Origin of the sequence: Phaeobacter italicus, from assembly GCF_019801785.1 — a bacterium.
GTDB classification, from domain to species: domain Bacteria; phylum Pseudomonadota; class Alphaproteobacteria; order Rhodobacterales; family Rhodobacteraceae; genus Phaeobacter; species Phaeobacter italicus.
Window position 1 is genome coordinate 296,240 of sequence record NZ_JAHVIJ010000005.1, and the last position, 24,654, is coordinate 320,893.

At 59.7% G+C, this 24,654-nt stretch carries 24 protein-coding genes and 1 tRNA gene; 11 read left to right on the forward strand and 14 right to left on the reverse strand.

Annotated elements, in window-relative coordinates; genetic code table 11:
* The first annotated feature begins 50 nt into the window (after positions 1 to 50).
* The 3 genes from KUV39_RS14095 to KUV39_RS14105 all read left to right on the forward strand — a co-directional run bounded on the left by KUV39_RS14095 (position 51) and on the right by KUV39_RS14105 (position 2,673).
* Entirely contained in the window at positions 51 to 635 is a 585-nt protein-coding gene (locus tag KUV39_RS14095) for a TRAP transporter small permease (protein ID WP_222460057.1), read from the forward strand.
* Positions 632 to 2,137: a TRAP transporter large permease gene (locus tag KUV39_RS14100; protein WP_008559965.1), complete on the forward strand. Its 1,506-nt coding sequence runs from the start codon at positions 632 to 634 to the stop codon at positions 2,135 to 2,137. The genes KUV39_RS14095 and KUV39_RS14100 overlap by 4 nt, the downstream gene beginning before the upstream one ends.
* Before the next feature lie 95 nt (positions 2,138 to 2,232).
* Positions 2,233 to 2,673 carry an acyl-CoA thioesterase gene (locus KUV39_RS14105; RefSeq protein ID WP_008561486.1) on the forward strand — a complete coding sequence of 147 codons (441 nt, stop codon included), beginning with the start codon at positions 2,233 to 2,235 and terminating at the stop codon, positions 2,671 to 2,673.
* A 30-nt stretch (positions 2,674 to 2,703) separates the two neighbouring features.
* Here KUV39_RS14105 and KUV39_RS14110 read toward each other — a convergent pair whose 3' ends face one another.
* The gene (locus KUV39_RS14110; RefSeq protein ID WP_222460058.1) at positions 2,704 to 3,930 is read right to left on the reverse strand and encodes a winged helix-turn-helix domain-containing protein; all 1,227 of its coding nucleotides are present in this window, start codon (positions 3,928 to 3,930) and stop codon (positions 2,704 to 2,706) included.
* Positions 3,930 to 4,955 carry a LacI family DNA-binding transcriptional regulator gene (locus KUV39_RS14115; protein ID WP_008561355.1) on the reverse strand — a complete coding sequence of 342 codons (1,026 nt, stop codon included), beginning with the start codon at positions 4,953 to 4,955 and terminating at the stop codon, positions 3,930 to 3,932. The genes KUV39_RS14110 and KUV39_RS14115 overlap by 1 nt, the downstream gene beginning before the upstream one ends.
* A gap of 145 nt (positions 4,956 to 5,100) precedes the next feature.
* Between KUV39_RS14115 and KUV39_RS14120 the strand changes: the two genes are divergently transcribed.
* Positions 5,101 to 5,177, forward strand: a tRNA-Arg gene (locus KUV39_RS14120).
* A 158-nt stretch (positions 5,178 to 5,335) separates the two neighbouring features.
* Here KUV39_RS14120 and KUV39_RS14125 read toward each other — a convergent pair.
* From KUV39_RS14125 to KUV39_RS14165, 9 genes are all read right to left on the reverse strand, one after another.
* On the reverse strand, positions 5,336 to 6,652 hold the full coding sequence (locus KUV39_RS14125) for an enoyl ACP reductase FabMG family protein (RefSeq protein ID WP_222460059.1): 1,317 nt from the start codon (positions 6,650 to 6,652) through the stop codon (positions 5,336 to 5,338).
* Between the two features lie 199 nt (positions 6,653 to 6,851).
* A complete protein-coding gene (gene ureG / locus KUV39_RS14130) occupies positions 6,852 to 7,469 on the reverse strand; it encodes an urease accessory protein UreG (RefSeq protein ID WP_222460060.1) in 618 nt (205 codons plus the stop codon).
* Positions 7,466 to 8,128: an urease accessory protein UreF gene (locus KUV39_RS14135; protein ID WP_222460061.1), complete on the reverse strand. Its 663-nt coding sequence runs from the start codon at positions 8,126 to 8,128 to the stop codon at positions 7,466 to 7,468. The genes ureG and KUV39_RS14135 overlap by 4 nt, the downstream gene beginning before the upstream one ends.
* Complete coding sequence (locus KUV39_RS14140) at positions 8,118 to 8,600, reverse strand: urease accessory protein UreE (RefSeq protein ID WP_222460062.1); 483 nt, start codon at positions 8,598 to 8,600, stop codon at positions 8,118 to 8,120. Before KUV39_RS14140 ends, KUV39_RS14135 begins: the two co-directional genes overlap by 11 nt.
* A 12-nt stretch (positions 8,601 to 8,612) precedes the next feature.
* On the reverse strand, positions 8,613 to 10,352 hold the full coding sequence (gene ureC / locus KUV39_RS14145; protein WP_222460063.1) for an urease subunit alpha: 1,740 nt from the start codon (positions 10,350 to 10,352) through the stop codon (positions 8,613 to 8,615).
* Complete coding sequence (locus KUV39_RS14150) at positions 10,352 to 10,657, reverse strand: urease subunit beta (protein WP_222460064.1); 306 nt, start codon at positions 10,655 to 10,657, stop codon at positions 10,352 to 10,354. The genes ureC and KUV39_RS14150 overlap by 1 nt, the downstream gene beginning before the upstream one ends.
* Complete coding sequence (locus KUV39_RS14155; RefSeq protein WP_008562111.1) at positions 10,654 to 10,821, reverse strand: hypothetical protein; 168 nt, start codon at positions 10,819 to 10,821, stop codon at positions 10,654 to 10,656. The genes KUV39_RS14150 and KUV39_RS14155 overlap by 4 nt, the downstream gene beginning before the upstream one ends.
* 23 nt (positions 10,822 to 10,844) lie before the next feature.
* The gene (locus KUV39_RS14160) at positions 10,845 to 11,147 is read right to left on the reverse strand and encodes an urease subunit gamma (RefSeq protein WP_222460065.1); all 303 of its coding nucleotides are present in this window, start codon (positions 11,145 to 11,147) and stop codon (positions 10,845 to 10,847) included.
* Between the two features lies 1 nt (position 11,148).
* Positions 11,149 to 11,994, reverse strand: a complete 846-nt coding sequence (locus tag KUV39_RS14165) for an urease accessory protein UreD (RefSeq protein ID WP_244998369.1) — start codon at positions 11,992 to 11,994, stop codon at positions 11,149 to 11,151.
* Between the two features lie 576 nt (positions 11,995 to 12,570).
* Between KUV39_RS14165 and KUV39_RS14170 the strand changes: the two genes are divergently transcribed.
* From KUV39_RS14170 to KUV39_RS14180, 3 genes are all read left to right on the forward strand, one after another.
* Positions 12,571 to 14,385 (forward strand): BCCT family transporter, encoded by a 1,815-nt coding sequence (locus KUV39_RS14170; protein WP_222460067.1) that lies wholly within the window; start codon positions 12,571 to 12,573, stop codon positions 14,383 to 14,385.
* A 169-nt stretch (positions 14,386 to 14,554) separates the two neighbouring features.
* Positions 14,555 to 16,744: a dehydrogenase E1 component subunit alpha/beta gene (locus tag KUV39_RS14175; protein WP_222460068.1), complete on the forward strand. Its 2,190-nt coding sequence runs from the start codon at positions 14,555 to 14,557 to the stop codon at positions 16,742 to 16,744.
* On the forward strand, positions 16,741 to 17,775 hold the full coding sequence (locus tag KUV39_RS14180; protein ID WP_222460069.1) for an ACP S-malonyltransferase: 1,035 nt from the start codon (positions 16,741 to 16,743) through the stop codon (positions 17,773 to 17,775). Before KUV39_RS14175 ends, KUV39_RS14180 begins: the two co-directional genes overlap by 4 nt.
* Here KUV39_RS14180 and KUV39_RS14185 read toward each other — a convergent pair whose 3' ends face one another.
* The 3 genes from KUV39_RS14185 to KUV39_RS14195 form a co-directional block, all read right to left on the reverse strand.
* Positions 17,776 to 19,347, reverse strand: a complete 1,572-nt coding sequence (locus tag KUV39_RS14185; RefSeq protein WP_222460070.1) for a DUF427 domain-containing protein — start codon at positions 19,345 to 19,347, stop codon at positions 17,776 to 17,778. It lies immediately after the preceding gene.
* A gap of 104 nt (positions 19,348 to 19,451) precedes the next feature.
* A complete protein-coding gene (locus tag KUV39_RS14190) occupies positions 19,452 to 20,153 on the reverse strand; it encodes a winged helix-turn-helix domain-containing protein (RefSeq protein WP_008562584.1) in 702 nt (233 codons plus the stop codon).
* Positions 20,125 to 20,430 carry a hypothetical protein gene (locus KUV39_RS14195; RefSeq protein WP_222460071.1) on the reverse strand — a complete coding sequence of 102 codons (306 nt, stop codon included), beginning with the start codon at positions 20,428 to 20,430 and terminating at the stop codon, positions 20,125 to 20,127. Before KUV39_RS14195 ends, KUV39_RS14190 begins: the two co-directional genes overlap by 29 nt.
* Positions 20,431 to 20,598: 168 nt before the next feature.
* On the opposite strand from KUV39_RS14195, the gene KUV39_RS14200 reads away from it, so the two are divergent.
* The 4 genes from KUV39_RS14200 to KUV39_RS14215 all read left to right on the forward strand — a co-directional run bounded on the left by KUV39_RS14200 (position 20,599) and on the right by KUV39_RS14215 (position 24,637).
* Entirely contained in the window at positions 20,599 to 21,096 is a 498-nt protein-coding gene (locus KUV39_RS14200) for a hypothetical protein (protein WP_050674173.1), read from the forward strand.
* Positions 21,097 to 21,202: 106 nt separating this feature from the next.
* Positions 21,203 to 21,820: a ribonuclease HII gene (locus KUV39_RS14205; RefSeq protein ID WP_222460072.1), complete on the forward strand. Its 618-nt coding sequence runs from the start codon at positions 21,203 to 21,205 to the stop codon at positions 21,818 to 21,820.
* A 110-nt stretch (positions 21,821 to 21,930) separates the two neighbouring features.
* Complete coding sequence (locus KUV39_RS14210) at positions 21,931 to 23,034, forward strand: site-specific DNA-methyltransferase (protein ID WP_046211759.1); 1,104 nt, start codon at positions 21,931 to 21,933, stop codon at positions 23,032 to 23,034.
* Positions 23,035 to 23,248: 214 nt separating this feature from the next.
* A complete protein-coding gene (locus tag KUV39_RS14215; protein WP_222460073.1) occupies positions 23,249 to 24,637 on the forward strand; it encodes an adenylate/guanylate cyclase domain-containing protein in 1,389 nt (462 codons plus the stop codon).
* Positions 24,638 to 24,654 lie beyond the last annotated feature (17 nt).

Below are 24,654 nucleotides of genomic sequence, written 5' to 3' on the forward strand. Positions count from 1 at the left end.
TGGACCTGCTGCTTTTGCGGGTCCACCCCACCTGAAAGGGTAGGCTTTTCATGCACAAGCTGATGATGGGACTGGCCAGAACAATGGCCATGGTGGGCGGCGTTGTGCTGTCGCTGCTGATCCTGCTGACATGTCTGTCGATTGCCGGGCGTCTCTTGAACGGGGGGCTGCATGGCGCCCTGATGCAGAGCATCGCGCCGGATCTGGCCGAATGGCTGATCGCCATCGGTGTCGGACCAATCAACGGGGATTTCGAGATTGTCGAGGCCGGTGTTGCCTTTGCGATCTTTGCGTTTTTGCCGCTGTGTCAGATCACCGCCGGCCATGCATCGGTGGATATTGTCACCAACAGTTTTCCGAGGGGAGCCAAACGGTTCCTGCGGATGGTGACGGAAATCGTTTTTGCCGCTGTTCTGGTGTTGATTGCAGTCCGCCTGGGGGCAGGCACGCTGAGCAAGTTCCAAAACGGCGAGACGTCTTTCCTGCTCGAGTTTCCGGTCTGGTGGGCCTATGCCGCCAGCCTTGTCGCGGCCGGCGTGGCCGCATTGGTGGGCATCTACATGGCCGCCGTACGTACGACTGAATTCATGACTGGCCGCATCCTTGTCTGGGACGGCGTGGAGGGCGAACAGTGACTGCGCTTGAAATCGGGATTGCCTCTTTTCCCGTCCTGATGATGCTGATTTTCCTGCGGGTGCCGATCGGCCTGTCGATGTTTCTGGTTGGTCTGGTCGGGCTGATCATTGTGACCGACGGCACGCAGGTGGCCTTTGGCCGGATGAAGAGTGAGACCTACACGACCTTTTCGTCCTATTCCCTGACCATCGTGCCGATGTTCCTGTTGATGGGGCATTTTGCGACACTTGGGGGGATGTCCACTGCGCTGTTCAAGGCGGCGGAGGGGTTCCTTGGCCACAAGAAGGGCGGTGTTGCCATGGCCGCCATCGGGGCCTGTGCGGGCTTTGGTGCGATCTGCGGCTCGTCCCTCGCGACGGCGGCGACGATGGGGCGCGTGGCCCTGCCTGAGCTGCGCAATTATGGCTATGCTGGTGGTTTTTCGACCGCGACGCTGGCAGCTGGGGGCACCCTGGGCATTCTGATCCCGCCCTCTGTGGTGCTGGTGATCTATGCCATCCTGACCGAACAGAACATTGCCAAGCTGTTCCTGGCCGCCTTCATTCCCGGTATTCTGGCGGCCATCGGCTATGTGATCGCAATTTCCATCTACGTTCGCGTCTTTCCCGGAAGCGCCGGCACCCGCCCGCCAGTTCCCTGGGGCGAGCGGTTTGCGGCGCTGTTCCATGTCTGGCCGGTTCTCTTGGTCTTTGGGCTTGTCGTTGGTGGTATCTACCTTGGTTGGTTCACCCCGACCGAAGGCGCGGCTGTTGGCGCGCTGGGGACCGGGTTGATTGCCTGGCTGAACGGCGGGCTTAATCGCGAGACCCTGACCGACAGCTTCATGGTCACGGCGCGCTCGACCGCGATGATCTTTTTCATCGTGCTGGGGGCCGGGTTCTACAACGGGTTTCTTGCCCTGACCAAGGTGCCGCAGGAACTGGCTGATTTCGTTGTCTCACAGGGGTTGAGCCCCTGGGTCGTATTGATGCTGATCCTTGCCTTTTATCTGGTGTTCGGCTGCCTGATGGACAGCCTGTCGATGATCCTGCTGACAATCCCGATTTTCTATCCTGTCATTTCGGCGATGGATTTTGGTCTGGTGAACCTGCCCGCGATGCAGGCTGAGGCCGCGATGGAGGTGTTGAAAGCAGGGGTGCCGCAGGGGATGGGGGCTGAAATGCTCGCCTCGATCCAGGAGGCGATTGCCACCGGCACCGAACTGACCCGCGAGCAGATGAAAGAGCTGGGCATTCGCGTGACCAAGGGCATGGCGAACCGGCTTGAGACCGAATATGTCGCCATCTGGTTCGGCATTCTGGTTCTGATCGTGGTCGAGGTCGGCCTGATTACCCCGCCGGTTGGCATGAACCTGTTTGTTATCAATGCGATGGATCGCACCACTCGCATGGTCGATACCTATAAGGCGGTGATGTTCTTTGTCGCCTCTGACCTGATCCGGGTTGTGATTTTGGTGGCCTTTCCGATCATCACGCTATTGCCGCTGATGTTGATGCGCTGAGGCCTATTGCAGATCCATGCGGCCATCTGTCTGACCACTGGTTCGACGGGTGGCCGTTCCCTTTTCCAACCCGCTTGCCAGACGTGAGATCCCGAATGACCAATAGTCAGACAACCGATTTTGTTCATGAAATCCGCGTGGGCTGGGGCGATTGTGACCCGGCGCGCATTGCCTATACCGGTCACCTGCCGGGTTTTGCGCTGCAGGCGATTGATGCCTGGTGGGAACATCAGCTGGATGGGGACGGCTGGTATCAGATGGAGCTGGACCGCGGCACCGGCACGCCCTTTGTACATATGAGCATCGATTTCCGGTCCCCGGTCACACCGCGCCACCGTCTGGCCTGTTCTGTCTGGCCCGTGGCCTTGGGGCAGAAATCCGTGACCTTCCGGGTAGAGGCACGGCAGGACGGCACGCTGTGTTTTGAAGGCAAATTTGTCTGCGTCTTTATCGAGCCAAGCGACTTTAGCGCCAAGCCAGCGCCCGCAGATTATCGCGCGGTCATTGAGCCCTTGCTGCGGCCTGACCTCGCATAAGGTGCAGTTTTTCGCGGATTAGAGCCGCAATCACAGCGGATCGCGCTGCCAGTCATTTGCAAATGTCACCCGTTCCATGTCGGCAAAACGGCGGACCCGCTCCAGTTCGGCCTCCAGCCGATTTTGTCGTGCCGGGGACCATTTGACGCCCCGTTCCGGCCAAAGGGCGGTGACATGCAGGCTGCCTGCCAGATCACCCGCCTGACGGTGGGCTTTCATGTCAATCCGCCCGACCAGACGGTCGCCTTCCATCAGCGGAAAAACGTAATAGCCATAGCGTCGTTTCTCGGCAGGAGTGAAAACCTCGATCCGGTAGTGGAAGCCAAACAACCCCTCTGCCCGCTTGCGATCGCGCAGGGCCGGATCAAATGGGCTGAGGACGCGCAGCCGGCCGGGTGGTGGCGGCAGGGCGGCGGCCTGCTCAACAGTGCCGGGGCGGGCAAAGACGCGGCGACTGCGGCCATCCGCGAGTGTGATATCAACCGGTTCGATCTGCCCATCCGCCAGCGCCTGTTTGCACCACGTGGCACATTCTGCGGGGGAGGCTGTCGCCCAGAAGGCAGCCAGCTCTCCCGAGGTGGCAAAGCCCAGCCGGTCCAGCGCCGCGTTGCACAGCCAGTCCAGCGTATCCTGCGGCGCGGGGGAGCCTTGAGCGGGGAGGTGACGGAAGTCGATGACCCGTTCGCTGAGATCATAGCGTTTCTGAAAGCCACTGCGCCCGACCACCGCCAGCGCGCCTGAACGCCACAGGTATTCCAGCGCGGTTTTTGATGGGTGCCAGTCCCACCAGCCACCGCTGCCTTTCCTTTCATCCTTGCCCACATCCGAAGAGCTGACCGGGCCGTGCTCTCGGATATGGTCGAGAACATGCTGGAACTTTGCCTCGTACCCGTCGCGTCGCCAGTTGCGGTATCTTTTGCGCAGAACCTCAGCATCGCGCTGAAACCGCAGGTGCCAATGGGGGTAGAATTCCATCGGCAGAACGGCGGCATCGTGGGTCCAATGCTCAAACAGATGCTGGTCCTGCTCATAGAGCCGCTTCAGCGCTGCTGGCCGATAGCTGGGCCTGCGCGAAAACAGGATCATGTCATGGGCACGGGCGACGGTATTGATGCTGTCGAGCTGAACAAACCCAAGCCGGGTGATCAGATCCAGAAGCGCATCACCCTTGGCTGGCCCGCTGGGTTGCTCCAGCAGGGCATGCCGATCCATGAACAGGCGCCGCGCGGCCCGGTTGTCCAGCCGCGCGACCGCCATCAGCGTCGCTTGAGCGTGTCACCAAAGGTGATCGTGGGCGTCAGGGTCACGTGTTTTTCGATCTCGGCATCCGGATTGTCGAGCTGTGCGGCAATGATCTCTGCCGCCTTGCGCCCGATTTCCAGACGACAGGCATCCATCGTGGCCAGCTGCCGTGGCAGCCCCTGCAACAGTTCGACCCCGTTAAAGCCGGCAAGGCCGATTTGACCGGGAATGTCGATCTTTTGATCCATCAGGTAGAGCATGCCACCTGCGCCGATCATGTCGTTGGAATAATACAGGAAATCCAGTTCAGGAGAACGTTCCAGCATCTCCTGCGTCATCTCGCGGCCCTTGGCCAGCGCAGACCCGCCGGAATAGAAAGCGCGATCCATGATCTCTACGCCTTCCTTGGCGAGCGCCTCGGTGAAGCCTTCAAACCGTTTTCGGGCGCGGTGGTCCAGCGGCATTTTGGTACCCATGAACCCGATGTTGCGGTAGCCCGCTTTCAGGATTGCCTTGGCCATTTCCCGGCCTGCGCGGCGGTGTGAAATGCCGACCATCGCATCCACCGGCTTGCCATCGGTGTCCATGATCTCAACGACCGGAATGCCAGAGGCATTGAGCATGGCGCGCGCCGCCTCAGTATGTTCGAGACCCGCGATGATGACGCCAGAGGGCCGCCAGGACAGCATCTCGTAGAGGACTTTCTCCTCCTTCTCCGGCTGATAGTCCGTAACACCGACAACGGGCTGCAGATCCGTGTTTTCCAGAACCGAATTGATACCGGTCAGAACCTCGGGAAACACCATGTTTGAGAGCGATGGAATGATGACCGCCACCAGGTTCACCCGGTTCGACGCCAGCGCACCAGCGATCTTGTTGGGGACATAGCCCAGTTCCTTGGCTGCGGTCAGAACCTTTTGGCGGGTCTTTTCCGAGACATCGCCACGATTGCGCAAAACGCGGCTGACAGTCATTTCGGAAACACCGGTGGCTTCTGATACATCACGAAGGGTGAGCGGGCGCTTGTTGTCCGTGGTCACGTCGATGGCCTCACATTGTTGTTGTGTTCAGGTTAGCGCAGAGAGAGCAACCTGCACAATGGGGCGCGGACGCTGCGAAAACCAATTCGTCAGGATTGTTTTGCCACGGGTCATTTGTTATCGCGTAAACCACTGGCCCAAGTCAGGCCCCGTGGCTCAACTGGATAGAGCAGCCCCCTCCTAAGGGGCAGGTTGCAGGTTCGAATCCTGCCGGGGTCGCCAAAGGGTTGGCGTTTTTCCTACAGTCCTTGGTATCGCGTCCCACGGGGGCGCTGGCGGTTCTGCGTCGGGTTTACAGATTTTCGGGTTGCCGGACTGAAAAAGGCCCGACTGACCGTGTTGGGTCAGACGGGCCTTTGGATGTTGCAGTCAGCGCCAGATCAGCTGTTGGAGGCGATCAGCTGTTGGGCCACGATGTCGTGGTCGAGCCACAGAACCGGTGCGCTGGGGTCGCTGGCTTCGCCGAACATCAGCTGGCCGGTGGCGTTGACCACATGGGTGCTGAGCAGATCGCTGACGAGCGCCTTGCGGTCCTTGTGCAGGGCAACGATATCCTGGGATGTGCCAACGGTCTTGTCGACCTGTTCGGCGCTGTTGGGCATGGGCCAGGCTTCGAAATCTGAAAAGGTCACCATGACGGGGTCTTGCTGGTAGGCGCGGACAGTCTGCAGGACAGAGTCCAGCGAGACGTCATCTTTCAGCAGGGCCTGGCAGGCCGCCCATTGCGCATCAACCCAGTCACCGCCGCCTTCTTTCTTGAGTGCGGAAAGCAGTGGAACCAGCGACAGTTCGATGCCGGCAAACACGTCGGAAGAGTTGGTGCGGATTTCCGGGCAGTTGAAGACAGTGGCCTTTACGCCGTTGTTCCAGGCTTCGGTTGCGATGCCCTCGAGACGTTTTTTGGCGTAGCCTTGGGTGTAGTTGGTGTAGGTCTGCCAGCGGTATTCATCGCCGATCAGGATGCGGGTGCCGTGGTAGCCATAGGCCGTGTAACGGACCTGCCCGCCTTCGCCTTCGATGCGGGCACGCAGGTCGCTGCTTGCTTCGAGGAGGTGGCCAAAGGTGTTGGCGGAGACCTCGTCAAAGTTTTGCAGGATCAATTTGCCCAGATCGCTGTCGATCAGGGATTGGGACGACATGTAGCGCTTGCCCCGGCCCTTGTAGACGCGGTTGGCGATGGCCATGAACACCTTTGCGCGGGGAATGCCGCCGGCCATGGTGTGGGCAAAGAACACGTTCTTGCCTGCCGGGATCATGGCGTCGAGCTGCGTCATGACTTCGGCGACGGAGGTTTTGAAGCGATTGACGCCAATTTCGCGGCAGCGTTCGATCAGATCCCAGTCGAGCTTGTGCTCCTGCCAGGTGTCGATGGTCATTTCATTGACCAGATCGGTCGGATTTTTCTCGCCTTCCGGGGCGTCCATGTCAAAGCCGGCCATCAACGGAACGTTGATGATCTTGCCGCCCAGATTTGCCTCGGCTTCGGCCAGTTCTTCATCGGTGAGCGGGCGCAGGGCGTTGGTGTCGTCGCGACGACCAACGGTGACCCCGATGATGGTCATGCCGGCCTCTTTCGCGGCATTGATCAGACCGGTGGCATAGCCGCGGCCGAACAGTTCTCCGAACAGAACAAAGATGTCGCCTTCTTTGAAGACGCTGTTCTCGCGGATGGAGGTCAAGGGATTGGATTCTTTCATCACGGTCTTCTAACCTGTCATGCGTATCGGGAGCGCGCAGGCGCCGAATGGCGGATGCGCAGGAGTATCAACTCCCCTCACTACCCTGATATTGAACGATCAGGAACCGCTGGATCAACAAGAAGCGATTTTCTGGTGCGATAGTGATGCCGCTATGTTTCGCATGGGGGTGCGTGATTGGGTAAAAACCACGGTTAGATCAGTTGCCCAACCCTCCTAGATCGCAGATCAGGTCACGAATTGCGCTGACTCCGTCGCGGGCCCTGAGGTTGGCGAAGACAAAGGGGCGCGCGCCCCGCATTCTTGTGGCATCACGCTCCATCACTGAGAGATCAGCACCAACATGCGGCGCAAGATCCGTTTTGTTGATGATGAGCAGATCTGAACGGGTGATCGCCGGGCCGCCCTTGCGGGGGATTTCCTCGCCCGCGGCGACATCGATCACGTAGATGGTCAGATCGGCGAGTTCAGGGCTGAAGGTGGCGGAAAGATTGTCACCGCCGCTTTCAATCAGGATGAGCTCAAGATCCGGGTGGCGTTCGCGCAGCTCAGCGACCGCGCCGAGGTTGATTGAGGCATCTTCGCGGATGGCGGTGTGGGGGCAGCCGCCGGTCTCGACACCCAGGATACGGTCCTGCGGCAGAATTTGCAGGCGCATGAGGGCCTCGGCATCTTCTTGCGTGTAGATGTCATTGGTTATCACCGCGATGGAGTGGCTGTCGCGGAACACTTCGCTGAGCGCCGCAGTGAGGGTGGTCTTGCCCGCACCGACCGGTCCGCCAATTCCAATGCGCAGGGGGCCGTTGAGAGTGCTCATGTGCGAAAGATCCTTGAATGCTGGATTTCGTGTTTCATTGCGGCGATATCGGCAAGGAAGCTGGTTGAGGACAGCCGTGCGAGGTCGCCATCGTCGGTTTGTTCGGCGATGTCCCGGCATAGCGGCGCAAGGGCGTGAAGGCATGCCTGCGCCTCGCTTTGCCCGATGGGAGCAAGCCGCTGAGCCGCCGCAACGAGATTCGCTGCAAAGGCATGAAGGTAGAGCGTGGTTGTCGCGCGCAGGGGCAGACCACAGCACTTTGCGGCAAAGCCGACAGCAACGGGATAGGTGAGTTTGGAGGGAATGCCGTGCGGGTGTGTTTGCGGCCAGACTGTTCGGGTGATCTGGCAAAAGGCTGCGCCTTGCAGATCGGTTTCGCGCAGGCGTTCCAGTGACGGTGCAAAGGCGCGGCACCGGGCATCGGTCTGCGCCACTGCGTCAATATCCGGGGCATGGTAGGCTGCGGCCAGAAACAGGGCATCCGACCAACCGCCACCATCGCGCAGCACTGTTGCGATCCAATCCTGCACCTCTGTTGCGGTGCTCACCGCGTCAGATGTCATCGCCCATTCCAACCCGTGCGAATAGCTGAACGCCCCCACTGGGTAGCCAGGAGAGAACCACTGCGCCAGGATCAGCAATTGGCTGTCAGTGGGCATGAGAATGTCCGTGCCCGTCATCATGAGAGTGCGAGTATGAATGGCTGTGGGTCCGGCCATGGCCGTAGGCCCCGCCTTCGGGGGTGAAGGGTTCCACCACATCGCGCAGCGTCGCGCCAAGCTTTTGCAGCATATCCCGGATGACATGATCGCGCTGGATCAGCAGGCGATTGGTTTCGATCTGGCAGGGCATATGGCGGTTGCCGATGTGCCAGGCGAGCCGCAGGATGTTGTCTCCCGTGACTTCCAGAAGGGCTTCCTTTGCGGGGCTGACGCTGATCTTGCGCCCGTCTTCAAGGACGAAGGCGTCGCCTGCATCCAGCGATTGGGTGGACGGAAAATCGGCCAGAAACCGCAGGCCACTATCACTGGTCAACACTTTGCGGCGCAGGAAACGGTCTTCGTAGGTGAGGGTGATCTGATCCTCTGCATCATGGCTATGGATTTTGTGTTGGCTCAGCGGGAGAGACATCTGCAGGCTCCGTCAGAAAAGGAAATAGCGCTGGGCCATCGGCAGGTTATCGGCCGGGGCACAGGTCAAAAGCTCGCCATCGGCGCGCACCTCGTAGGTTTCGGGGTGGACCTCGATTTCGGGCAGGGCTGTGTTCAGCTTGAGATCCGATTTGCCAATGTCGCGCGTGTGTCTGACCGCGCAGGTCTGTTTGGCGAGCCCAAGGTGCTGGGCTATGCCTGCCGCCTGTGCGGCCTCTGACACAAAGGTGACGGCGGAGTGTTCCACCGAGCGGCCGAAGGCTGCAAACATCTGCCGGGAATAGACAGGCTGTGGTGTGGGGATCGAGGCGTTGGGATCACCCATCTGTGCCATCGCAATCGAGCCGCCGAGCAGAACCATTTCAGGTTTCACCCCAAAGAAGGCCGGATTCCATAGCACCAGATCGGCGCGTTTGCCGACCTCGATACTGCCGATTTCATGGGCGATACCGTGAGCAATGGCCGGGTTGATCGTGTATTTTGCAATATATCGGCGGACGCGGAAGTTGTCGTTTTCTCCGGTCTCTTCCGGCAATCGTCCGCGCTGCTTTTTCATCTTGTCGGCTGTTTGCCAGGTGCGGATCAGCACCTCTCCCACCCGCCCCATTGCCTGACTGTCCGATGCGATGATCGAAAAGGCGCCCATGTCATGCAGAATGTCCTCTGCTGCGATGGTTTCGCGCCGGATGCGGCTTTCGGCAAAGGCAACGTCTTCGGGAATGGATTTGTCGAGGTGATGGCAGACCATCAGCATATCGAGATGTTCCTCGATGGTGTTGACGGTGAAGGGGCGCGTTGGGTTGGTCGAAGAGGGCAGAACATGCGCTTCTCCGCAGATCTTGATGATGTCCGGGGCGTGCCCGCCTCCCGCGCCTTCGGTGTGAAAGGCATGGATGGTACGCCCCTTCATCGCTGCGACCGTGTGTTCAACAAAACCCGATTCATTGAGCGTGTCGGTGTGGATCATCACCTGCACGTCCATCGCGTCTGCCACTGAAAGACAGCAATCGATGGCAGCTGGGGTGGTGCCCCAATCCTCGTGCAGCTTCATCGCACAGGCGCCAGCGGTGATCTGCTCTTCCAATGCGCGGGGCTGAGAGGCGTTGCCCTTGCCCGCAAAAGCCATGTTCATGGGGAAGGCATCCGCCGCCTGCAACATGCGTCCGATGTGCCAGGGCCCCGGTGTACAGGTGGTGGCCAGCGTTCCATGAGCGGGCCCCGTGCCGCCCCCCAGCATGGTGGTCAGACCGGAATGCAGCGCTTCTTCGATCTGCTGTGGGCAGATGAAATGGATGTGGCTGTCAAAACCGCCAGCTGTGAGGATGCGTCCCTCTCCTGCGATGATCTCGGTTCCCGGCCCGATGATGATTGTGACGCCGGGTTGTGTGTCCGGGTTGCCGGCCTTGCCGATGGCGGCGATGCGTCCGTCTCTCAGTCCCACATCAGCCTTGTAGATCCCGCTATGATCGACAATCAGCGCGTTGGTGATAACCGTGTCGACAGCACCGTCAGCGCGGCTGGCCTGTGATTGCCCCATGCCATCGCGGATCACCTTGCCGCCGCCGAATTTCACCTCTTCGCCATAGCCGAGCGCAGTGCCGCCTCCGCTGGCTTCAGCGATCAGATCGCGCTCCACCTCGATAATCAGATCGGTGTCTGCCAGGCGCAGGCGGTCGCCGACTGTCGGGCCAAACATTGCCGCATAATCGGCACGGGTGATCTGGGCGGGCATCACAGATCCCCCATGATGGCAGCATTAAAGCCAAAGATGCGGCGCGCGCCTGAAATCGGGATCAGCTGGACCTCGCGGCGCTGGCCCGGTTCGAACCGCACGGCGGTGCCCGCCGCGATATTAAGCCGCTGGCCCCGCGCGGCGGTCCTGTCAAAGTCGAGCGCCGGGTTTGTCTCTGCAAAATGATAGTGTGATCCGACCTGGATCGGGCGGTCACCGGTGTTGGCCACCATCAAAAGCGTCACGGGGCGATCAGGGTTGAGGTCCAGACTGCCAGCGGCGGGGATCAGCTCGCCGGGGATCATTTGCGCCGCCACAGAAGACTTGCGCAGCCGACGACGACGGTCGCAACAAGTGCCGCGATAAGCCAGGTGTCTGCACCGTGGGGATGCATATGTGCGCCGCCGTGGGCAAAGGCGGGTCCGCTGCCTAGCAGCAGGGGCAAGAGAAAGGCTGGGCGCAGTGTCATAGGGCGGAGTCTCCTGAATGGGATCAACGAATGGGGTTGTGGACGGTGACGAGTTTGGTGCCATCGCGAAATGTCGCCTCGACCTGGATGTCGTGGATCATCTCTGCGACGCCTTCCATACAGTCGTCGCGGGTGATGACCTTGGCGCCCGCTTCCATCATGTCGGCAACGGAGCGCCCATCACGGGCCCCTTCGACGACGGCGTCAGTGATGAGGGCAATGGCTTCTGGATGGTTCAGTTTGACACCGCGGCTCAGGCGGCGCCTCGCGACCTCTGCGGCCATCGCGATGAGGAGTTTGTCTTTTTCGCGTGGGGTCAGGTTCATGTCATGTCATCCATGGCTTGGGGAGGGGCGCGGCAAGCAGATCTGTCAGGATCGGCATCAGGACTTTGCGCAGGGCATAGCTGTCTGGTGCGAGCGCCCGCAGGATCAGGAGGTCGGACCCAATGAGGCTGGCGCCGGCGGTGGAGCCGAGCATTCTGCGCAAAGGTGCGAGCCGACCTTCAGCGTCGGGGGCAACAAATATGACTGTGGCCAATGCCCCGGCCCCGGCTGCCACTGTTGGCTTGGCCAGATGGGCTGCGATATCGCCGCAGAATGTCATCGCGTCCTGAAACAGTGGCTGATCGCAACGTCGGATGTCGATGCGGTCCTGCATGACCCCATCGGTGAGCCGCTCGCCCATGGCGGCGCGCCCAAATACGAGGGCCTCGCACATCAGGAGACGGGATGATGCCTCTAGATCGATCTGCAGATGCCGATCGAGACGACACCCCTGAAACAGGATCGTTTCCTGTGGCAACCAGTTCGCACGAGCCCCATCGCCAACGATGAGATGGGTGCGGATCCGGCCGGTTTCGCCCGGTTGGGCCCGGTAGGCACGCTCTGCCGCTTGTGTGGTCAGGGTGAGTTCGGTGCCTGCCGCTGCCGTTGCAGTCAGGTCAAAACGGTCGCCGCCGGTGACACCCCCGGCCGTGTTGATCATGACGGCCTCAAGCGCGGGCTGGTGGGGACGGGGGAACAGCAGTTTCAGTGAGCCGGAATGGCGCAGGCTGTTGAGGACAGAGGTGTTGCCTCGGGCCTTTACCGATAGATTTGCCAATCCACGTGCGCGCGGCTGTGTACACCCGATGCGGGGGGCATCAGGCGTATTGGCAGGTCGATCTGTCATCGCGCTGGGCGTCGCGCGAGGAGATGAAGAAACAGGCGTCATGCCGACAATTTCATCATGCCACCCCAGAAGCGCGATTGCGAACCGTAGCGGACGCCGCGTGAAGGGGCTGGCCTGCCCAAAATTACGGCAAGATTCGCGGTCTGTGCTGCCAAACTGAGCAGCGGTGCGTTCTGATTCCGTGCTTAAAGCCGCATCGAAATGCTAGCGATAACAAACTCTCTGACCCGCACCTTCTGTCCAGTTGGCGGGTGCGGATTGTCGTTTTTGCGGCCTTTTCTCTGCCTGCGCTGTCGTTCTTGGCGGTTGAAATGTCCGATTTGAAACCGACACCTTTGTCCATTCCCCGGACAAAGCTCGGAATGCGAACAAAATGGCCCTTTCCAGATTGGCTGTCGCCGTCCTCATTTTGCCGGTTTCGAACCGGGCGGGCGGAGCTGTGGTCAGACAGGTTGGGCCAAAAGCGGACGCATTGGTCGACCTCTGCAGATGGTGTCGATCCTAAAACCTGCCCCCGAAGCGCCTGGGGGAGCGGGTCAAAAAACAGTGGCGCATCACAGCTAACAGGGAACACTCATGTCGATAAAACCACCATTCACGGACCTTGAGATCGAAAAGGCTCCGTCAGGATTTTATGAGGGCTACAGTCTGCCCATCGCATTGATCAGTAAAACAGTGATGACCGCATTGGTCCTCTGGGCGCTGATCTGGCCGGGCAACGCAAATGCTGTCCTGTCCGCCGTCAACAGCACGCTGCTGAACGGGTTCAACTCTTTCTACATCATCTCGGTCGGCCTGTTTGCCGTCTTCCTTTTCATCCTCGCGATTCTCCCGTCGACAGGTAGCAAGAAGCTGGGCCCGGCTGATGCGACGCCGGAGTTCAACAACTTCTCTTGGTTCTCGATGATGTTCGGCGCCGGTCTGGGTGTTGGTCTCATGGTTTTTGCCACCGCCGAGCCGCTTGGCCTGTGGGGCTCTAACCCCGTGGTTCTGTCCGGTGCGGTTGAGGCCAATTCCGAGGCCGCAGTGCAATCAGCGTATCGCTACACGTTTCTTCACTACGGGTTCCATGCATGGGCCATCTACGTGATGACCGGTCTGTCGCTGGCCTATTACGCCTATACACGTGATATGCCGCTGACCATTCGCTCGGCGCTGACCCCGCTGCTGGGCAAGGCCGCGAACGGGTTCATTGGCCACCTGGTCGATGTGCTTGGCGTTGTGGCAACCATCCTTGGTGTGTCGGTAACCATCGGCTTTGGCGTCAGCCAGTTCGTCAACGGTGTCTATGCGGTGTCCGGAATGGAATGGCTGATGAATGGTGACGCAGAGGCGCCGCAGCCGGGTGTTGTCGGGCTGATTGCCGCGCTGATCGTTATCATGGGGCTGTCGATCCTGTCGGCGGTGTCGGGTGTTGGTCGCGGCATCAAATATCTGTCGAACCTGAACCTGGTTCTGTCGCTGATCCTGTTGCTGACATTTGTCTTCTTCGGGTCTTTCTTCTTTGCCATGAGCAAATTTGGCAGCGGTCTGGTCGACTACATCCTGCATTTCCTGCAGCTGTCTTTCGGTGCCTATGGCCCGCAGACCGCAGATGCGTTTGCGGCAGCGATCCCATCTGCTGCGCAGTCCCTGCCGGCTGAGGATCTGAGCGCGGTCTACAGCTCGGCCACCTCGCCGTGGGGTTCGTTCAGCGGCTTTGCTGAAGGTCTGCCTGCCCCTGCCGCAGCATTGGATGCAGAGGCGATCTATGCCGCAGGTGAACAGGGCCGTCAGTTTGGTTGGCAGGCTGGCTGGACCACATTCTACTGGGCTTGGTGGATCGCGTTCTCGCCGTTTGTTGGTTTGTTCCTGGCACGCATTTCCCGTGGTCGCACCGTGCGCGAGTTCATCTTTGGCTGCGTGATCGCTCCGGCAATCGTCTGCTTCCTGTGGATGACCATTCTTGGCGGTACCGCAATTGATCTTGAGCTGAATGGCGATGCCGCTGGCGCACTGATTGGTGCCAGCAACACGGCAAAGCTGTTTGCAACGCTTGAGCAGATGATCTCTGGCGGGTTCCTGGCCGGCATCACCATCATGTGCGTGGTGCTGATCCTGACCTTCCTCGTGACCTCTGCCGACTCGGGCATTCTGGTGATGAACACCATCATGTCGGGTGGTGAGCAGGAAACCGGGATCAAGCACCGCATCATCTGGGGTCTGATCCTGACCGCTGTAATCGGCGCGCTGATCATTGCTGGCAACAGTGGCGCGGCTGCGAACCCATTCGGTGCGTTGCAGAATGCGATGATTATCGGTGCTCTGCCCTTTACCATCGTGATGGTGCTGATGCTGATTTCGCTGATCAAGGCGCTCTATCGCGACAATCTGCGCGAAAAGGCTGATTGATCCCCGCCATTTCGCCAGTTGAGAAGGGCCGCGCATTGCGCGGCCCTTCGTTGTTTCCGGGGTCTGGAACCAATCTATGAGCTTTGCTCATATAGGGGTGCTGCAATCTCATTGGAAAATGACATCGGATTGGGCAATAAAAAACCCAGTAAGATAAAGGGGTACGGCCATGGATCGCGCCGAAATCGTGCATCAGAACTTTCTTGACCATGCGGTGAAGGGCAACTTGCCCGAAGGTGCGGCCCCATCAGGCAGGCTTTCACCTGAACTGGCCGTCTCCATCTATCGTGCTCAGGTCCTCAGCCGGGCGCTTGATCGTACCAGCCGCGCTATGCAGAAGGCGGGTCAGGGGTTTTATACCATCGGATCGTCCGGGCATGAGGGCATGGCAGCGGTGGCTAGGGCGCTGCGGCCAACTGATATGGCGTTTCTGCACTACCGCGATGCAGCGTTCCAGATTGCGCGCGCCGATCAGGTGCCGGGACAGAATATCGCTTGGGACATGCTTTTGTCCTTTGCCTGCTCGCGAGAGGACCCGACGTCGGGCGGGCGCCACAAGGTGCTGGGCTCCAAGGCACTGATGATCCCGCCCCAGACCTCGACCATTGCCAGCCACCTCCCCAAGGCGGTTGGTGCGGCCTATTCGATTGGCGCTGCGCGGCGGCATGATCCAGAGCACCGCGTCCTGCCGCAGGATGGTCTTGTGATGTGCTCCTTTGGGGATGCTTCGGCCAATCATTCGACCGCTCAGGGGGCGATCAACACGGCCTGCTGGGCGTCGGTGCAGTCGACCCCGCTGCCGCTGCTCTTTGTTTGCGAAGACAATGGGATCGGCATCTCGACCAAAACACCCAAGGGGTGGATCGAGGCTTCCATGTCGCATCGTCCGGGGATGCGCTATTTTCAGGCAGATGGTCTGAACATTCATGACACCTACGAGGTGGCCTGCGAGGCTGCAAGATACGTGCGAGAGCAACGCAAACCGGCGTTCCTGCATGTTCGCACCGTGCGTCTTTATGGCCATGCGGGGGCCGACGTTCCCACCACATATCTGTCAAAGGCAGAAGTGGAGGCGGATGAAGCCAATGATCCCCTGCTGCACAGTGTGCGATTGCTGTCACAGGCCGGCACCCTGTCGCGGCAGGAGGCCGCCCAGATTTATACCGACACCTGCGCGCGGGTAGAGCGGATTCGGTCGGAGGCGGTCAACAGACCGCATCTTGAAACCGCAACCGATGTCAGCGCCAGCCTCATTCCACCGGCGCGCACCTGCAGGTCCGGCAATGGCCCGAGCCCAGAGGCCCGAGCCGAGGTTTTCGGCAGCGATCTGCGTGCCCAGTCAGAGCCGCAACCGATGAGCCGTCTGATCAACTGGGCGCTGACCGATCTGATGCTGGAGCATGGCGAGCTGGTCGCCATGGGCGAAGACGTCGGCCGCAAGGGCGGTGTTTATGGCGTGACGCAGAAACTGCAGCAGCGGTTTGGTCCGGATCGGGTGATTGATACGCTGCTGGATGAGCAGTCCATTCTGGGGCTGGCAATCGGGATGGGGCATAACGGGTTTGTTCCAATCCCGGAAATCCAGTTCCTTGCCTATCTGCACAATGCCGAAGATCAGATCCGGGGAGAGGCGGCGACACTTCCGTTTTTCTCTAACGGGCAATTTGCCAACCCTATGGTGCTGCGGATTGCAGGTCTGGGGTATCAAAAGGGGTTTGGCGGGCACTTTCACAACGACAACTCGCTCGCGGTGCTGCGCGACATTCCGGGCATCGTCATTGCCTGCCCATCAGATGGGGCCGAGGCCGCAATGATGCTGCGGGAGGCGGTGCGTTTGGCTCGCGAAGAGCAACGTGTCGTTGTCTTTATCGAGCCGATCGCGCTCTACCCCATGCGTGACCTGCATGAGGCCAAGGATGGCGCTTGGATGCGCAGCTATCCCTCGCCGGATCAGCGGATCGCTCTGGGTGATGTTGGCGTACACGGAGAGGGGACAGACCTTGCCATCGTCACCTATGGCAATGGGCGTTACCTGTCGACGCAGGCTCAGGCAGAGCTGCACAATCAGGGCATCAATGCGCGCGTCATCGACCTGCGTTGGCTGGCGCCGCTTTCCAAAGATGCGCTGTTGGCAGCTACCAAAGAGTGCAGCCGCATTCTTATCGTCGACGAATGCCGGACAACGGGAAGCCAGTCTGAGGGGCTTATGGCCATGTTCCATGAGGCAGGCACCAGCCAAATGGCCCGCGTCGTGGCCGAAGACTGTTTTATTCCCACCGGCCCGGCCTATGCCGCGACCTTGCCGTCAAAAGACAGCATCGTTGCAGCAGCCCTGCGTCTGATTGGAGAAGATCAATGACCCGTACCGCCGTTCTCATCTGCCCCGGTCGCGGCACCTACAACAAGGCCGAGCTTGGCTACCTGTCACGGTTTCACGGTGACAAGGCGGAGTTGTTGGCAGGGTTTGACGCGCAGCGCGTGGACAGGGGGCAGGAAACGGTGACTGCGTTGGATGGGGCTGATCGGTTTTCGATGGCCAGGTTCTCGCGGGGTGATGTCGCCTCGCCTCTGATCTATGCCAGTGCGCTCGCGGATGCGCAGTCACTGGCAGAGGATATCGAGGTGGTCGCCGTGACCGGTAACTCTATGGGGTGGTATATCGCCCTCGCAGCGGCCGGAGCGCTGAGCGATCAGGCCGGTTTTGAGGTCGTGAACACAATGGGCGGGCTGATGCAGTCGCAGCTGATTGGCGGGCAGCTGGTCTATCCCTGTCAGAGCGAAGACTGGCAGCTGGACCTTGTTGCCAAGGCTGATCTGTTGTCGAAGGTCGATGAGATCAATCACCGTGCGGAACATGACCTCTCTCTGTCGATTGACCTGGGAGGGATGCTGGTTCTTGCCGGAAACGAAGCCGGTCTTTCGGCTTTTGAAAAAACAGTGCCTGTGCTGCAGGAGCGGTTCCCGATGCGCCTGCCCAATCATGCGGCGTTCCACACCAAGCTGCAGGAGCCTGTGGCCGCTGAAGGCCGCGCCCGGCTGTCTGCGGATCTGTTCCGCCAGCCTGTCAAACCGATGATTGATGGACGCGGCCAGATCTGGTGGCCCGGCGCAAACACGGTTGAGGCGCTGTGGTCCTATACCCTTGGCACCCAGGTGGTCGAACCATACGACTTTACTCGTGCGGTTCAGGTTGCAGCACGCGAATTTGCGCCGGATCTTTTTATCATTACCGGGCCCGGCACCACGCTGGGCGGTGCCGTTGCGCAGTCGCTGGTTCAAATCAATTGGTGTGGCCTGTCGGGTAAAGCGGAGTTCAAGGCGCGTCAGGCTGACAATCCGATGGTCATCTCGATGGGCGACGCTGAGCAACGCAAAGTGGTCACACCCTGATCAGTCAGGTCGAGAGGAAAGATCCGCGAGGGGGATCGCGTATGCCTCCACCGGGCGAGACACATTGTGCAGGCTGACAGCCCCAAGAGAGATGCCATCCTCGGCATCGCCCAAGAGATCGCGACTGACAACGATTGGATGGCCACAGGTCTTGCCATAGTCCCCCAACCGGGCCGCAATGTTTGCGGCCTGGCCAATGACAGTGAAGTCCAGCCGTTCGCGCGAACCAACATTGCCATATGTGACACCGCCATACGCAAGCCCGATCGCGCACTCGCTGCGTTGACCGGTGTCTTCGTGAACGGCCTTGTCTAGATGAGCAACAATGCAGCGAGCGGATTTCAGGGCTTGCGCGCGGGCTGCGTCTGGCGTGTCGCCTGCAGGGAACACCGCCAGAACCGCGTCGCCGATGAACTTCAGCACCTCGCCGCCGTGATCATGGACGATGGTCGATGCGGTTTCAAAAAAGGTGTTGAGCAGGTCGATGTAGGCCGTCCGTCCCAGCTCCTCTTCCAGGCGGGTTGAGTTGCGCAGATCGCAGAACATGATGGCGGCATCGATGTCATCCCCGTCACCCCGGCGGATTTCACCTCCGAGCACCCGTGCGCCACTGCGTTTGCCGACATAGGTTTCAAGCAGCGATTGCGCATTCTCGCGCTGCATGAACACCTCGTAGAAGCGGGCGATTACCGCAGAGCATTCAAAGATCAAGCCAAGGTTCTCGGTCGAGAACCCGTCAGGGTGATTTGAGGCGACTGTCAGCACGTTGATCCGCCCGTCGGAAAAAGGCAGTGGCATCGCGACATAATCGGTTGCGCCGTCTTCCTGCAGATCCTTGAGGATGGGAAAGGCATCGCTTGGCTGGTCTGTACCCAGCCTGTGACGGATGCCACCCAACCCGTTTGACACATGGCGGAGCGGGCTGTTTTGAAACGCTGGGTGGTCGTGGATTTCGTAGCTCGGCGCGTAGGTGGTGACGGAACTGTCCTTGCGGCTCCAGATGAAATTCTTGCCCGCAATCATGGGATGGAGCGACCAGGCCATCACTGACAAGCGCGACAGATGAACCCCGTGTTCTACCAGTTTTTCCGCCAGGTTCTGGGTGAAATCCTCGGGTGTTGCGTGTTGTGCGGCCTCTCGCATCAGCCAATCGACGAGTGGGCCGGAGATGCTCCCGTAGTCCGGGGCATCAAGGGTGTTGGTTCCAAGGTCGATTTCAACCTCGGAATTCGGCATGAAACTCACATGGCCCGCGATGCCAGCGGCTTCGGGCAGTGCATCATCATAGGACCAGACCGCGTTTTCCAGATGCTTTTGGCCGATGTCCAGATCCCGGTAGCCCGCTGTCCCCTTGAAGGGGCAAAAGGTCTGGTGGCCGTTAGCTGCGCCGATACAGCTGTGCACGTCTTCTCGCGGGAAGTAGACCGCAGGTGGGAGGCGGGTTTCGTACATCACCTTGGCTTGCGTGCTCTGAGCGATGATGCGCCCTCCGAGGCGAGCGGTGACGGGTCCGCGCAGGGGTTCTACGAGGATGCCATAGGCCGGGCGGGCGGAAGCGGCGCGCATGTTCATTCGGATGTCCCGGATCTGGTCGGCAGGGACATGTCCCTGTCAAATATCAAAACCGATGTGGTGCGCCGGGTCAGGATTTTCCAGACCTGATCCGGCAATGGGCATCATACCATACGGATGACATCCTTGTTGATCGACAGGACATAGCCCCGTTTGGCAATGTTCTTGACCAGCAACTCGCTGACCATTTGGTTGCCCAACGTATCACGCAGACGCTTGATCCGGGTTGCGCCAGCGGCCTCTTCGCAGTCGATGGCGGGACGGCCAGAGATCATCGCCTCGATTTCCGCACCTGACAGGACGTCGTCATCCAGGCGGGCTTCTGCGAGAACCGATAGCGTCTCCATCGCCGCGGCGCTCAGCTTGAAACCCATGTTGTTGAGGTAGACGGTATTTTCCTCGCGGCTGATCAGCAGCTCTGTCACCTGGATACCCGCCCGTTCGATCTGTGCCATGCGTCTGTTCAGCATCACGAGCATCGCCAGCACGACCAAGGCCGCAACCATCATCATGGTCGCAAAAACCAGCAGCACGAAAATCACCATCCGGTAGCTGGTCAGTGTTTCCGCGAAAGCTGTGCCAGACTGTGCGAGGATTTCCAGCAGCTTGATCTCGGCCTGGGTGGTCAGGTCATTTTCAATAAACACCCGCTCGACCCGGGCGTTGAATGCGTTGGCGTCGGGTAGGGTCAGAAGCAGAACGGTGCCGGCAATCGCCAAAAGCGCCACGATGGCCGCAATCCCCAGCGCGATCACCCGGCTCCCCGCTGCGCGGACCTCAGAAACGGAGATAGTAGGGTCCGGCATCGGCTTTCCTTTGGGCCAGTCCTTCGGGTCCGAAAACCGACATGACATTGAGAAGGGTCCAGCCTTCCGCCGACAGGCGACTGGCGATTTCAGCCTTGGCGGCAGGCTTGCTGCAGGCTCCGCCGATCTGCGCCACACCATAGTGGAGCCGCAGCGGTGAATCCTGTTTGGCTTTGTAATCGGCATAGCATTCCGCTGCCGACGCTGGTCGCGCATCTGCGATCAGTCCACCCACAAGGGCTGCGATCAGTGCACAGGGAAGAAGCATCTGTTTCATGCCATCACCCTGCGCGTTCGGGACGCGATATTCAATAACCACAGGCCGTTGCGGGCGTTGATATCGGATATCAAGCGGGCGTTATTGCCTGTCCGGCGGGGGTGGAGACAGGCTGACTGCATCGGTCCCAGGACCAATTGATTTGCAGCTTCTCAGGAAGGATACACCATGTTCCGCATTCGCAGCGCCGCCAAGGACACCGCTGGTCAGACAACCGGCAAGACCAAACACCACCATAAGTTCATCACACTTGTCGTGGCCGCAGCGGTGGCCATCACGGGTTTTACTGCTGCACCGGCCCGTGCTGATGAAGATGTTGCAAAGGTTCTCGCGGGGCTTGCCGTGCTGGGTATCATCGGGGCGATTGTCAACAAGGCAGACGATAACGACAATCACCATGTCAGTCGCCCGCATCACCCGCATCGGCCCAAGCCGCTGCCCCCGCGTATCGCACGATATGATCTGCCTGCGCAGTGCGTGAAGTATTTCCCCCGCTACAGCCAGAGCCGCACGCTGATCGGGCGGGGCTGCCTGCGCAAGAATTATCGCTACGAGCACGACCTGCCGAGCGCCTGCCGCGTGACCTTTTGGAACGGTCAGCGCAACCGAACAGGATACCGGCCCGAGTGCCTGACAAACCGTGGCTATCGCATCACACGTCGCTGAAATAAGGCGACGGGTGTCGAGCAGACCTGGGGGGCTTGGCCCCCCTTTTTTGCTGTTTGAGAGCGTGTGGCTTGCGCCGCGCCGCAAAACCGGATCAGACAGTCATATGGAACATCCTGATTACAGTTTGGAAGCGGCCGCCATCGCGCGTGGCCATAGACGCATCGCTGGCGTGGACGAGGTGGGCCGTGGCCCTTTGGCAGGGCCGGTCACGGCTGCGGCTGTCATTCTTGACCCGGACGCCATTCCCGACGGGCTGAATGATTCAAAAAAGCTGAGCGCCAAAAAACGAGAGGCGGTAGAGGCTGACATATTTCAGTCGGCAGAGGTGTCTATTGCACACGCTGGCGTGGAAGAGATTGATTCATTGAACATTTTGCGCGCGTCGCATCTTGCGATGGAACGTGCTGTCGCTGCGCTCGACCCTCCCCCTGACTATCTGTTGATTGATGGCAACCTGATCCCGAAGGGTGTGCAGCAGCCTGCGGAATTCGTGATCAAGGGGGATGGCAAATCAGTTTCGATCGCCGCGGCCTCGATCGTCGCAAAGCTGGCACGCGATCGGATCATGGTGGATTTGGCGCAACAGTTTCCGGGATATGGTTGGGATAAAAATGCGGGCTACCCGTCCAAACAACATCGCGAAGCGCTGATCGAGATCGGTGTGACCCCACATCATCGTCGTTCCTTTAAGCCGGTACACAAGATATTGTATCAAGAGTGAAGCGCACGGCGTTGTTCTAAAAAACAAATTGACCTCGATTCCCCGATAACTCATCCTGTGGACAACCAAAATGAGCGCAAAAATGCGCCGTGGTTATCGAGGCAGAGCAAATGAACAAAACACTTACACGGGGCGCGTCAGCGCTCCCTCTAAACGCGATCCTTGATGGTGACTGCATCGAGGTGATGGCTGGTCTTCCGTCAAATTCGGTCGACATGATCTTTGCGGATCCCCCGTACAACCTGCAACTGAAGGGCCAATTGCACCGCCCGGACAACAGCAAGGTCGATGCGGTTGATGATCACTGGGATCAGTTTTCCAGCTTTGGCGTCTACGACAAATTTACCCGCGACTGGCTGAAGGAAGCCCGCCGGATCCTGAAGCCGAACGGCTCGATCTGGGTGATCGGCTCCTATCACAACATCTTCCGCGTCGGCACCGCGATGCAGGATGAGGGCTTCTGGATCCTCAACGATGTGATCTGGCGCAAGTCGAACCCAATGCCGAACTTCCGCGGCAAGCGTTTCACCAACGCCCACGAAACGATGATCTGGGCGTCGAAATCCGAAGGTGCAAAATACACCTTCAACTACGAAGCCCTGAAGGCGCTGAACGAAGGCTTGCAGATGCGCTCTGACTGGGTGCTGCCGATCTGCACAGGCCATGAGCGTCTGAAAGACGAGGCCGGCAACAAGGCCCACCCGACCCAGAAACCGGAATCGCTGCTGCACCGCATCCTTCTGGGCTCCACCAACCCCGGTGACGTGGTTCTTGATCCCTTCTTTGGCACTGGTACGACTGGCGCAGTCGCCAAGATGCTGGGGCGCGAGTTCATTGGCATCGAGCGTGAAGCGGCCTACCGCGAAGTTGCGGAAAAGCGGATCAAATCCGTTCGCAAGTTCGACCGCGAGGCGCTTCAGGTGTCGGCCAGCAAACGCGCCGAACCGCGGGTGCCCTTTGGCCAGTTGGTCGAACGCGGCATGCTGCGCCCGGGCGAAGAGCTTTACTCGATGAACCGTCGCCACAAGGCAAAGGTCCGTGCAGACGGAACCTTGATTGGCGACAACATCAAAGGATCGATCCATCAGGTCGGTGCGCATCTGGAAAACGCGCCTTCCTGCAACGGCTGGACCTACTGGTGCTTTAAGCGCGATGGCAAGACCGTGCCAATCGACGTGCTGCGTCAGCAGATCCGGGCAGAGTTGCAGAACTGATCCCACCCTTTTCACAACCTGTGTGAAACCGCAGGCGCCGTCCATTGGGGCGGCGCCAGACTTGCCCCGCCCGTCCGGCGGGGCCTTTTTGCTATCTGGGGTGTCCTCGTGCGGGTGCGGCCCGGACGCACATTCCGACCTGTTCACGCGCGTGATACGCACGTGCAAACGATCCCGTCAGCAGTTAGTTTGATGGCAGGACAGGCGCTGATGCATGGAACCCAGCACGATGGAAAAAACGGCCCCGCCGCCACCATTGGATAGTGATGCAGCTCTGGCGAGCCAGGAAACGCCCTATGCGCTGGACGCGCTGACAGAGCACAAACGTAACGGTCTTGAACTGGCTGTGCGGGCACGTTGGATTGCGATGGCGATCACGGCGGTGTTCCTTGTCTACATCAACCCGCAATGGGATGTTCTGTACTACCATTTCATTCTGGCCCTGATCTGCATCAACGGCTGGTTCATCCGCCGGGTCGGACGTGTCGGCCAGTCCCGAATGGAGCTTTTGCTGATCTACATTGATCTGGCGATCATGACGTTTGGCATGGTGGTGCCCAATCCGTTCAGCGACAATTCCACCCCACTGCCGATGCAGTACCGGTTCGACAATTTCCTGTATTTCTTCATCATTCTTGCAGCCGGAACGCTGGCCTATTCGTGGCGGACCGTCATGGCTATTGGCGTCTGGACGGTCACGATGTGGCTGGTGGCCGCGCTGATTGCCTGGTGGCTCACGGACCCTGTACCGGGGCTGACAGAAGGTGTCATGGCGGTGGTAGGGTACGACCCGATCATGGCGGAGTTCATGGACCCCAACAGCTTTGGATTGCAGCTGCGGCTGCAAGAGGCCGTGGTTTTCCTGATCGTCGCAGCGACTTTGGCGGCGTCCTCGCGTCGTTTCTATATCCTGATCCAGAACAATGCCGGGCTGGAACGGGAAAGAGCCAACCTGTCGCGCTATTTCTCGCCCAATGTGGTCAGCCAGCTGTCCCAGAATGACGAGCCGCTGAAACAGGTCCGCAGGCAGGATGTGGCCGTGATGTTCATCGACATCATTGGCTTTACCAAGCTCGCTGCTGAGCAGGACGCCTATCACGTCATTCAGCTCTTGCAGGAGTTCCATGGCCGGATGGAGACGGAGGTTTTCCGCCATGACGGAACCTTGGACAAATACCTGGGAGACGGGCTTATGGCGACATTCGGGACACCGGTCGCAGGCGCAAGGGACGCCACAAATGCGCTTGCCTGTGCCCGATCAATGCAGCTCACCCTGGAGCGCTGGAACACCGACCGTCGCCGTGCGGGTGAACAAGAGTTGCAGGTCGGCATGGGCGTGCATTTTGGTGAAACGGTTCTGGGCGATATCGGCGCGAACCGGCTGGAATATGCGGTGATCGGAAATACGGTGAACGTTGCGGCCCGGCTGGAAGAGCGCACCAGACGACTGGGGGCGCAGATCATCATCAGCGATGCCCTGCTGCAGCGCGCGCGGGAGGAGGGCGGAGACCCCGACCTGTGGGAGGGATTTGTTGCCCACCCGGATCAGGAGCTGCGCGGATTGAACCAACCCCTGTCGTTATGGGCTCTGCCGCGGGTTTGACCGGATAGGGCGTGGTC